10 protein-coding genes are annotated in these 10,742 nt (G+C 42.8%); 7 read left to right on the top strand and 3 right to left on the bottom strand.

Annotated features, from left to right (window positions below; all coding sequences use genetic code 11):
- Nucleotides 1-27: 27 nt before the first annotated feature.
- From SSIN_RS01535 to SSIN_RS01525, 3 genes are all read right to left on the bottom strand, one after another.
- Complete coding sequence (locus SSIN_RS01535; protein ID WP_037614962.1) at nucleotides 28-1,335, bottom strand: aminotransferase-like domain-containing protein; 1,308 nt, start codon at nucleotides 1,333-1,335, stop codon at nucleotides 28-30.
- A 140-nt stretch (nucleotides 1,336-1,475) separates the two neighbouring features.
- The gene (locus tag SSIN_RS01530; protein ID WP_037614960.1) at nucleotides 1,476-1,988 is read right to left on the bottom strand and encodes a transcription repressor NadR; all 513 of its coding nucleotides are present in this window, start codon (nucleotides 1,986-1,988) and stop codon (nucleotides 1,476-1,478) included.
- Between the two features lie 38 nt (nucleotides 1,989-2,026).
- Nucleotides 2,027-2,551, bottom strand: a complete 525-nt coding sequence (locus tag SSIN_RS01525) for an ECF transporter S component (protein WP_037614959.1) — start codon at nucleotides 2,549-2,551, stop codon at nucleotides 2,027-2,029.
- 209 nt (nucleotides 2,552-2,760) lie between these two features.
- Between SSIN_RS01525 and SSIN_RS01520 the strand changes: the two genes are divergently transcribed.
- The 7 genes from SSIN_RS01520 to SSIN_RS01490 all read left to right on the top strand — a co-directional run bounded on the left by SSIN_RS01520 (nucleotide 2,761) and on the right by SSIN_RS01490 (nucleotide 10,730).
- Complete coding sequence (locus SSIN_RS01520; protein WP_005590197.1) at nucleotides 2,761-3,099, top strand: zinc ribbon domain-containing protein YjdM; 339 nt, start codon at nucleotides 2,761-2,763, stop codon at nucleotides 3,097-3,099.
- A gap of 8 nt (nucleotides 3,100-3,107) precedes the next feature.
- Nucleotides 3,108-3,737: a Pr6Pr family membrane protein gene (locus SSIN_RS01515; protein WP_037614957.1), complete on the top strand. Its 630-nt coding sequence runs from the start codon at nucleotides 3,108-3,110 to the stop codon at nucleotides 3,735-3,737.
- Nucleotides 3,738-3,871: 134 nt separating this feature from the next.
- Nucleotides 3,872-6,475 (top strand): pneumococcal-type histidine triad protein, encoded by a 2,604-nt coding sequence (locus tag SSIN_RS01510; protein ID WP_037614955.1) that lies wholly within the window; start codon nucleotides 3,872-3,874, stop codon nucleotides 6,473-6,475.
- Between the two features lie 231 nt (nucleotides 6,476-6,706).
- Nucleotides 6,707-7,234 carry a bifunctional pyr operon transcriptional regulator/uracil phosphoribosyltransferase PyrR gene (gene pyrR / locus SSIN_RS01505; protein WP_037614953.1) on the top strand — a complete coding sequence of 176 codons (528 nt, stop codon included), beginning with the start codon at nucleotides 6,707-6,709 and terminating at the stop codon, nucleotides 7,232-7,234.
- Entirely contained in the window at nucleotides 7,231-8,511 is a 1,281-nt protein-coding gene (locus tag SSIN_RS01500) for a uracil-xanthine permease family protein (RefSeq protein ID WP_037614951.1), read from the top strand. The genes pyrR and SSIN_RS01500 overlap by 4 nt, the downstream gene beginning before the upstream one ends.
- A 56-nt stretch (nucleotides 8,512-8,567) precedes the next feature.
- Nucleotides 8,568-9,485, top strand: coding sequence for an aspartate carbamoyltransferase catalytic subunit (locus SSIN_RS01495; protein WP_037614949.1), 918 nt, complete (start codon nucleotides 8,568-8,570; stop codon nucleotides 9,483-9,485).
- A 153-nt stretch (nucleotides 9,486-9,638) separates the two neighbouring features.
- Nucleotides 9,639-10,730 (top strand): carbamoyl phosphate synthase small subunit, encoded by a 1,092-nt coding sequence (locus SSIN_RS01490; RefSeq protein ID WP_037614947.1) that lies wholly within the window; start codon nucleotides 9,639-9,641, stop codon nucleotides 10,728-10,730.
- Nucleotides 10,731-10,742 lie beyond the last annotated feature (12 nt).

Genomic DNA, 10,742 nt, shown 5'->3' with positions numbered 1-10,742 from the left:
TTATTTTCGTGTTTCTGTGGGTGACGGCTATGTCGTCATGGCTGTCTGTCCCACTCTCTTTTTTAGATAGTCTTTTAATTTTTCCAGATTTTCTTTTAAATCATCAAACTGTAGCTTAGCGTAGTGGTAGGGGCAGGTCTGAATGTAGCTGCTTTCAAAAAAGTCCAGCGGCAGCTTGCTATGTTTGAGGGAGCTGACCGAGGGGAGGGATTTGAGGTCAAAAATCACGCCATCTGTTGTCAACTGGTGTGGCAGAGGGAAATTACTAGAGTCCAAGAGGAATTGTGCCTTATTTTTTTCAGTTTCTAGTCGTTTTAATAATGCCAGACGATTTTTTTCAAACATCAGATTGTCGATATAGAGGGAGAGAGACTTTTGCATGATGAGGTTGCTGTCGTAGTCAACCGCTCTTTTATAATCAAGAAATGTCTTCTGAATCTGTGGTGGCAGAGCCAAGGCTGTGATGCGCAGGGCAGGAAAGAGACTGGTAGAAAAAGACTTGATATAGAGGACATGCTGGCTGTCATCTAGATAGTGAAAAGGCAGTTCTCGCTTGCTATCAAAGTCGGCCAGATAGTCGTCTTCAACGATATAGACATCATAACGCTCAGCGAGGGCAAGAATTTCTTCCTTTTCTTGACGGCTGTAGGAATGTCCCAGAGGATAATGGAAACGGGGAATCGTATAGAAAAACTTAATCCGCCTTGTTTGAAAAATCGTCTCTAACTCTTTCAGGTCAATACCTGTCGGTTTACGTTCAATCGTCTCATAAGGCAGTTTCTGATTTAGCAGTAAATCATTGATCCGATGATAGGTTGGTTGCTCAACCAGAATGGTGTCTTTGCCATTTGGGAAGTCAATCTGAGAGAGAATGTAGAGGGCTTGTTGGGTGCCGGAAGTCAAAATCAGATTGTCTGCAGAAGTGTAGATTGCGGAGTCCAAGAGCAAGCGCTGGACTGACTGTCGCAGCTCCTCCAATCCTTCTTGTTGGGAATAGTAGTTGAAAAGATAGTTTTCTCGACCAATCAGTGTTTCATTAACACACAGGCGGAAGTCTTCGTAGGCTTGGTGGCGGTCATCTGTCACAGCCAGCTTGATATCTTCCTTTTCCTTCTGGTTATTTTCCAAGACATAGTAGCCACTCTTAGGCACGGCATAAATGTACTTCTGATAACGAAGCTCAATCAAGGCCTTCTGAGCAGTATCTTTACTGCAGTGGTAGCGGTCTGCCAGCTTGCGGACGGAGGGAATCTTTTGCCCTGTAGTAAGCCTTCCCTTCTCAATATCCCTGATAATTTTATCCATGATAATTTGGTATTTTGCTTTTGCTGCCATTCTGTCCCCCTACAGATTTCTTTTCTCTTATTCTACCTTATTTCTAGGAAGTTGACAAAGTTTCTTGGTCATTTCAAAATGGAAAAACCAGCTTTGACTTCCTTTCAAAACTGGTTCAATCTAGAATATTTGTGTCGCGTTTATTCTTGCAGAAAGCCCAGTGTAGCTAAGGCTTCCTCGATATAGTCTAAGTCCTGCGGAGAATCTGCCTCGATTAAATGGTAGTGAATTCCATTTGTTAGCTCGGATAAGGCACGAAAATCGCTCTCTGTGATCTGCTGCAAAAATTGTTGCACATCGCGGCGGCAGGTCAATTTCAGATAGGTCTGGATTTCCCCATAGACAGGATGTTCAATCATGATATTTTGCACTCGTCCGCCATTATCAACGATGGTCAAAAGTTCGGCTTCGATATCATCCGCCTTGTGTTTAAGCTTAAAAAGCCGATGAAAATGGGCAGGTACGTTGCTTTCTTTATAGACATAACCTCTATTGGTACTGATAATAGGAGCACCGTCGGCTCGCAGCAGGGCAATATCCTGAACGATAATCTGGCGAGTGACATGAAATTGTTCAGCTAAAAATTGACCGTTTAAAGGTTGACGAGCTTCTTTTAAAAGCTCTAATAAATCATTTCTTCGTTTTTTTGTCATATCTTCATTGTAAATCAAAACTTTAGAAGATTCAAGGTTTAACGAATCTTTTTTAGAGCCTGATAGACAAATTTTGCAATGATAAAGTCCACCATGCTATGAACGATTGTACCAAGTCCGACCAAACCGAATAAGATATAGAAGGCATTCGCCGGATAGGCTGTTGTCGTATAAAAGAGAATGCAGACCACTACCTCACCAAAGGCATGAATCAGGGCCAGCACAAAATTAAAGATCCAAGTCTTTTTCTGACTGTCCAGTGTTTCAGGATGCTTTTGCAGATAAAGAGCTCCGATAGTACCGAAGAGCAGGTGAGACAGGGCTCTCAGGGTGATGATGAAAGGGAGACCGGACATAAAAAATCCGATAGTAGAGCCTAGGACGACAATCACTGTCATGAGAGGTGAGATGAACATGGCCAGAAAGATTGCAACGTGACTGGCCAAGGTGAAGGAAGCAGGCGGAATGACAATCTTAATCGGCATGACCAGTGGGATAACGATGGCTAATGCTGTCAAAAAAGCAGTCAGTGTCATAAACTGATTTTTAGATTTTGGTTTCATAACAATCTCCTTTTTGTTAGGTGTATATACACTAGAATAGTACACTGTTTTGTCAGAAAAGTCAAGAAAATTTTTAAAAATAGGATGATTTTCCGGACTTATTTGTCAAATAAGATAAAATATCGTATAATAAGACGGTAAAATATGGATGTCATTCAGGTTCTGTTCTTTTTCTGAATGTATGTCCGCCGATAAGGAGAAATGATTTAATGAATAATTTGCCAAATTGCCCAAAATGTAACTCAGAATACGTTTATGAAGACGGTGTTCTCTTGGTTTGCCCAGAATGTGCCTATGAATGGGATCCAGCAGAAGTTGCAGCAGGAGAAGCTGGTCCAGTGGCTATTGATGCAAACGGAAATCAGTTGGCTGACGGCGATACGGTGACGCTGATTAAAGATTTGAAGGTTAAAGGTGCTCCTAAGGATCTCAAACAAGGAACTCGTGTGAAAAATATCCGTATTGTCGAAGGCGACCACAATATCGACTGTAAGATTGATGGATTTGGTGCGATGAAGCTCAAGTCAGAATTTGTCAAAAAAATCTGAGAAGCACTATGAATAAAAAAGTAATTTTTGCTTATCGCCTCCTTCTTCTGATTTTAGCTTTTGTCGGAGTCTATCTGGAAATCGCTAAATACGGCTGGGGGATGCTGATGTACTACACGGTCTTGTCCAATCTTCTGGTTCTTTTATTTATCGCCTACCTCATTTTTAGAATGTGGACGGACAATGACTGGGACAGCTCTAAGCTCTTGCGGGTAAAGGGCGGCGTGACCATGTGTATCATGATTACCTGCGTCGTTTATCACTTGCTCTTGGCACCGATTGCGACAGATTTTTATCGGCTGGAAAATTTCCTTTGTCATTACATTGTGCCGCTCATGTTTTTCTTTGACAGTCTTGTATTTGACAAAAGTCGGCAGTATCGCTGGTTTGATCCCATTTCTTGGACAAGCGTACCTTTAGTTTACATGGCTTTTGCCTTATTTAATGGCTTTGTAACGCAAATCCCTATTCCGAAATCAAAAGATAATCCCTTTCCTTACTTTTTTTTGAATGTTTTTAAATACAAATGGCCCTATGTCATCAAGATGTGCGTGATTATCTTTGTGGCTTATCTGGTCTTTGGCTTTGTCTTTTACGGAATCAAAACCCTTTCTTTTTCAAAGAAGCAAAAAGCTTAGATAGTTATAATAGGAGATGAAAAACAGATTTTTTCTGTTTTTTATTTTGTCTCTATTTTTTTCTTGCCAATATCTGCTTTGTGTGATATAGTTAACTAGTTAATAATTAACCGGTTAAACATCGAGGAGGAAATATGACATTCAATAAAAAATTGTTAAGTTTAGCAGGAATTGTTTTAGCTTGTAACCTTTGCTTGGCGGCTTGCCAGTCTCAGTCATCTCACCAGGAGAACAGCAAGGAAAAGGTAAAAGTTAAGCGAGAGGTGAAAAAAGAAAGCAAAGCTAGTAAAAATAGGGCAGTTCCTGGTGTTGATAAGCCGACGGATGATGGCTTTCTTTTTAAAAGCGAGTCTCAAATTAAGGCTAGAACTAGTGAAGGTCTGATTTTAGAGCATGATGGCCATACGCATTTTATTTTTTATTCTGATTTAAAAAATAGTAAATGGGCCTATCTGATACCAAAAGATGGGCAAGCGCCTGCGGGCTCTGGCTCTGCTCAGCTGACAAATCAAATGAACACTGCCGATGATGGCTATGTTTTTAATCCTAAAGACATCGTGTCAGAAGACCAATACGGCTACGTGGTGCGCCACGGTGATCATTACCATTACATTTTGAAGCAGTCTGTAGCTAATCTTGCACAAGTACCAACTTATCGTCCAAACCTCTCTGGCAATGCCACGGGACATATTTATCAGCCGAGTCCTGTACCATCTTCTCCACAGCAGCAAGGTACAAATAAGCGGCAGTTTGCTGGGATTGATTACCCTACAAGTGATGGATTCTTATTTAAGGGCACAGGTGTAACGGGCAAGCTGGCTACAGGCTTGTTGGCAGATCATAATGGCCATACTCATTTTATTCCTTATGAGCAGCTGATTGCTTCGCAGTGGGAGTCGTTGATTCCAGCAGAACATAAGAAAGCTGCTGAAGATGCTTATTATGGCCGACGAGGGCACGCACAGCCTTCACCAGAACCATCGCCGGCACCAGCACCGACTCCTACACCTGAGCCTGCGCCAAAACCATCAGACGAGGAAGAAGAAATTGCTAAGAAGAAAGCCTATTTGGCTCAGCAATTAGGAATCGATGAAAGCTTGATTCAAGTGAGTGATACGGATAAAGGAAAGGTATTCATCTACCCGCACGGCGATCATAGTCATTCGACCTTGATCAGCGAGATTGATACGACCAAGTCTTTTGACCCTCATGGAAATCCTCACGCTCATGACGCAGTCGGTATGGCAACCTTGAAAGCTCTAGGATTTGATGATGAAATCATTGAAGATATTTTACATGCTACGGCAGATACCCCATTCCCATCAGATGAGACGGATACGGAAAAGATGAAAGCTTGGCTGGCAACTGTAAAATACTTAAATATCGGCCAACGCAAAGATCCTTTGGAACGAAAAGGTTTAGATCTAATGCCGAATATTGAAGTTCTGGGAATTGGCTTTACTCCGATAAAGGACATCAGACCAGTCCTGCAATTTAAGCATTTAAAACAGCTGTGGATGACTAAGACGGGCGTTACCAACTATGATTTCTTAAAAGAAATTCCAAGCTTGGAAGGCTTAGACATTTCGCAGAATGGGATTACTGACTTGTCCTTCCTGAAGGATTATCCAAATTTGAAAACAGTCGCAGCAGCGGGAAATGAGATTACCGATATCTCGCCTTTGGCTAAGCTGAAAAATCTAGAGTCATTGAATCTTGACTACAATAATATTTCTGATATTTCTGCTTTGTCGAAACTTTCAAAATTAAAAGCAGTGAGTTTAGAGCACAATCAACTGCAAGATGTTTCTGCTCTGAGCCAAAAAGAAGATTTAACAAGGCTTTTCTTATCCAACAACCCAAACTTAAATCTCAATACACTCAAAGCTTCCCATCTTGAAGAACTTACAGCTGACAATTCCAATGTTGAGAGCTTGAACTTCCTGAAATCTAATCCAAATCTGACAACTCTAAGCCTAAATGGCAATCGCTTGACTTCACTAGCAGGAATTGAAGCTGCTAAGAACTTAGTTACCTTGTCCGCAACACAAAACAAGATTAAAACTTTAGACATTCCAGCCACTCAGTCTTCCTTGAAGAATTTAAACTTGGCTGAGAATGAGCTGAAAAACTTGGAAGGAATTAATCAGTTTAGGGCTTTAGACAATCTCGCTGTCAACAAGAATAAAATCACAACCTTGGCACTGCAGGAGCCAAATAAGACGGTGACCTACATCAATGTCAGCGACAATCATATTCCCAAAGCAGAGCTTGAATTGAATGAAAAGCAAATTCCAAAGGCTTTGGCACAGCATTTCCCAGATGTACAGGGAGGCAGTATTGAAAATAATCAGCCTGCGGATGCAAAAGCTGAAGAAATTACTGCTTTAAAAAATCAAGAAGCTACTCAAAACAAAACTGAAGAAAATAAGGAAGTGGCAAACGAAAGCGAAGCTGACGGAAGGGTTTCACAAGAGAAGGAAGCATCTGACAAGCAAGCTTCAGCTGAAGCAAGCAGCCAGCAAGCTCCAAAAGATGCCGAGCATCCAGCTGCATCTCCTGAAGCAGAACTTAGCGAGCGGGTTGTTGACGCAGAAGTTTCTTCAAAACCATCATCAGAAGAAGTGCCAGCTGCCGAAAAGCCTGCATTAGATGATGAGCCAGCTCAAGCAGCAGACAAAGAAAATCAAAAGGATCCAAAAGATAAGGAAAAAGCGGATAAAGAAGCTAATCACTGATGCTTATCTAAGATAATCATAAAAAACATAATTTTTTTCTTGAAATAGTTTTTAATTTGTGATATAGTATAAAAAATTAAATAATCCTTTAATTCTATCCAGAGAGATGGGCAAGGAGCAAAGTAAAAATGATGGGCGGAGTGTAAACAAGTGCGTCTTGTGCCAGCCTGTCTATATTTTCTGAAGTCTCCTTGTAAAGGGGACTTTTTCTTATGCTTTTAGGAGGTTTAGATGAAGACAAAAGAAGTTGTCGATGACATCACCATGAACCGTGCCATTACACGGATTACTTATGAAATCATCGAGCGCAACAAGGATTTAAGCCAGATTGTTTTGGCGGGCATTAAGACCAGAGGGGTTTTCATTGCCAAGCGCATCCAGCAGCGACTGGCTCAGTTGGAAAATATCGATATTCCAGTCGGTGAAGTGGATACCAAGCCTTTTCGGGATGATGTCAAGGTCGAGGAAGATACAACACTGATTCCATTTGATATTACTGACCGTGAAGTGATTCTGGTGGACGATGTTCTCTATACAGGGCGGACCATTCGCGCAGCTATTGACAATCTGGTCAGTCATGGCAGGCCATCTCGTGTCAGTTTGGCGGTTCTGGTTGACCGTGGTCATCGCGAATTGCCGATTCGAGCAGATTACGTTGGTAAAAATATTCCAACTAGCCGTCGAGAGGAAATCATTGTCGAAATGACAGAAAAAGATGGTCAGGACCGAGTCCTCATCGTAGAGGAGGATGCATCATGAGTCAAGAAGTTAAATACGATGTCCATGATATGCCAAAACCTGGTTTACTCTTAGGACTTTCATTCCAGCATTTGTTCGCCATGTTTGGTGCGACGGTCTTGGTTCCGATTCTGGTGGGAATTGACCCAGCGGTAGCCCTGTTTTCAAGTGGTTTAGGTACGCTGGCTCACTTGACAGTGACCAAGTACAAGATTCCTGCTTATATGGGTTCGAGTTTCGCTTATATCGCTGCCATGCAAATGCTGATGAAGACAGATGGGATTGCAGCAGTGGCGCAAGGTGCCATCACGGGCGGTCTGGTCTACTTTATCGTAGCCCTCATCGTGAAATTCGCAGGGAATGCTTGGATTGATAAGATTTTGCCGCCAGTAGTGGTAGGGCCTATCATCATGGTGATTGGCCTGAGTCTAGCGGGTACAGCTGTTGGCGATGTGATGTATAAGACTGTTGGAGACCAGAAGGTCTACGACATCACCTACTTTGCTATCGGCATGGTAACCCTTCTATGCGTCATTCTCTTTAACATCTACGGTAAGAAAATCGTTGGTATTATTCCGGTTCTGCTGGGCTTGATTGTTGGATATATCTTTGCTTTGATTGCCGGAGCAGTGACAGGTCAGGAGATTATCTCCTTCGCCAACGTGACAAAAGCTTCTTGGTTCCACGTTCCGCCAATGAATCTTCCGTTTTTAGATTATGATTTTAAATTGTATCCAAGTGCAATCTTAACAATGGCACCGATCGCCTTTGTAACGATGACAGAGCACTTTGGGCATGTTATGGTTCTGAATAGCTTGACAGGCAAGGATTTCTTTAAAGAGCCTGGTTTGGATAAGACCTTGGCTGGGGATGGTCTGGCTCAGGTCATCGCGGGTATCTTTGGTGCTCCGCCGGTGACCAGCTATGGTGAAAATATCGGGGTTATGGCGCTCAATAAAATCTACAGTGTTTATGTGATTGCTGGTGCTGCAGTACTGGCCATTGTCATGAGTTTCGTGGGCAAGGTTTCTGCCCTGCTCCAATCGATTCCAAGCCCAGTTTTGGGAGGCATTTCGATTGCTTTATTTGGGGTAATTGCTTCCAGTGGTCTTAAAATTCTGATTGAAGCGCAAACCAATCTTGACAACAAAAAGAACCTGCTGATTGCCAGTGTCATTTTGGTATCTGGTATCGGTGGTCTGACCCTGCAACTATCAGGTCTGCAAATTTCAGGAGTTGCTCTATCAACTGTTCTAGGAATTGCACTCTACCTCATCCTGCCAGAACCTAAAAATTAGGCTGACAAGCTTGCTACATTTGTTCAACGTTTTTAATATAAAAGGAGTATAACATCATGTCATCAAATCAAATCGCACTTAAAAACCTTGTATCTATGGAACACCTCACTAACGAAGAAGTGATGGCCCTGATTAAGCGCGGGATTGAATTCAAAAACGGCGCAAAGGTTCATTACGATGAGCAGCATATCGTTGCGAATCTCTTCTTTGAACCTTCGACTCGGACTCACAAGGCTTTTGAAGTAGCAGAATTGAAACTTGGATGTGACCTGCTTGACTTTGATGTCAAGACAAGCTCAGTCAATAAGGGAGAAACCTTATATGACACGATTTTGACTATGTCGGCTATCGGTGTAGACGTCTGTGTTATCCGTCACCCCGAGGTGGATTACTATAAAGAATTGGTCGAAAGTCCAACGATTACAACTTCCATCGTAAATGGCGGTGATGGTTCTGGTCAGCACCCAAGCCAAAGCCTACTTGACTTGATGACAATTTACCAAGAATTCGGCCATTTCGATGGTTTGAAAGTGGCTATTGCCGGTGACCTCGATCACTCTCGTGTAGCCAAGTCTAATATGCAAATCTTGAAACGTCTCGGTGCCGAGCTCTTCTTTGCTGGTCCAGATGAGTGGAGAAGCGCGGAGTTTGCTGATTATGGTAAATTCGTAACGATTGATGAAGTAATTGACCAGGTGGACGTGATGATGTTCCTGCGCGTGCAGCATGAGCGACATGACTACAACTCTATTTTCTCTAAGGAAAATTATCATAAACTTCATGGTTTGACGCAAGAGCGCTATGACCGTATGAAGGATACCGCTATCCTGATGCACCCAGCGCCTGTCAACCGCGATGTGGAAATTGCAGATCACTTGGTTGAGGCTCCAAAATCTCGTATCGTAGAACAAATGACCAATGGTGTTTTTGTCAGAATGGCCATCATTGAGGCAGTTCTCAAAGGACGTAAATAATCTCAGATATTTCGGTTGGGAGTGGGGTTGGACTCAAACAGGGTCATCCTGCTCCCTCTTATTATATAGATAGCAAGAATCTGTGACTGCAGTTAAGTGAATTGAATCCCTCAACTAATTCTTTGGGTTAGTTGGGTACAGAAGGAGGAGACAATGACAAAAAGACTTTTAGTATTGGAAAATGGCATGATTTTTGAAGGAGAGGCTTTTGGAGCTGACCTTAGTGTGACAGGAGAAATTGTCTTTAACACAGGTATGACGGGCTATCAAGAGTCGATTACAGACCAATCTTATAATGGTCAGATTTTAACCTTTACCTATCCGATTGTGGGAAATTATGGCATTAATCGCGATGATTATGAGTCTATCCGCCCGACCTGCAAGGGGGTGGTTGTTTATGAACATGCCCGCCGCGCAAGCAATTGGCGAAATCAAATGTCTTTGGATGAGTTTCTCAAAATGAAGGATATTCCAGGAATTTCAGGAATTGATACAAGGGCACTGACAAAGGTTATCCGCCAACACGGAACCATGAAGGCGACACTTGCCAATGCAGAGGATACGATTGAGCACATCCAGGATCAGCTGCAGGCAACAGTCCTACCAACGGATAATATCAAGCAGGTGTCTGCTAAGCAAGCCTACCCCGCTCCGGGAACTGGCCGCAGCGTGGTATTGGTGGACTTTGGTCTCAAACACTCTATTTTGCGAGAGCTAGCCAAGCGCAACTGCAGTGTGACAGTGGTACCTTATGATACCAGCGCCGAGGAAATTTTGCAGCTCAATCCCGACGGAGTCATGCTGTCTAATGGTCCAGGCAATCCAGAGGATGTGCCAGAGGCTCTGGAGATGATTCGGGGAGTTCAGGGCAAGATTCCGATTTTTGGTATCTGTATGGGGCATCAGCTCTTCTCAATGGCCAATGGTGCTAGGACGCATAAGATGAAGTTCGGTCATCGTGGCTTCAATCATGCGGTACGTGAGATTGCGACAGGCCGAGTTGACTTTACTAGTCAAAATCACGGTTATGCAGTTAGCCGTGAGGATTTACCGGCATGCTTAATTGTGACCCATGAAGAAATCAATGATAAATCCGTTGAAGGAGTGCGCCACAGATATTACCCGGCCTTCTCTGTTCAATTTCACCCTGATGCTGCACCTGGCCCTCATGATGCCAGCTATCTCTTTGATGAATTTATGGAGATGATGGATACTTTCCAAGAGATTCATTCAAAGGATTCCTAACCCAGCGCTAGG

It is taken from the genome of Streptococcus sinensis, assembly GCF_000767835.1.
Taxonomy (GTDB): domain Bacteria; phylum Bacillota; class Bacilli; order Lactobacillales; family Streptococcaceae; genus Streptococcus; species Streptococcus sinensis.
The sequence above is the reverse complement of the archived record's forward strand: the minus strand, read 5'-3'. Positions and strand labels throughout refer to the sequence as shown.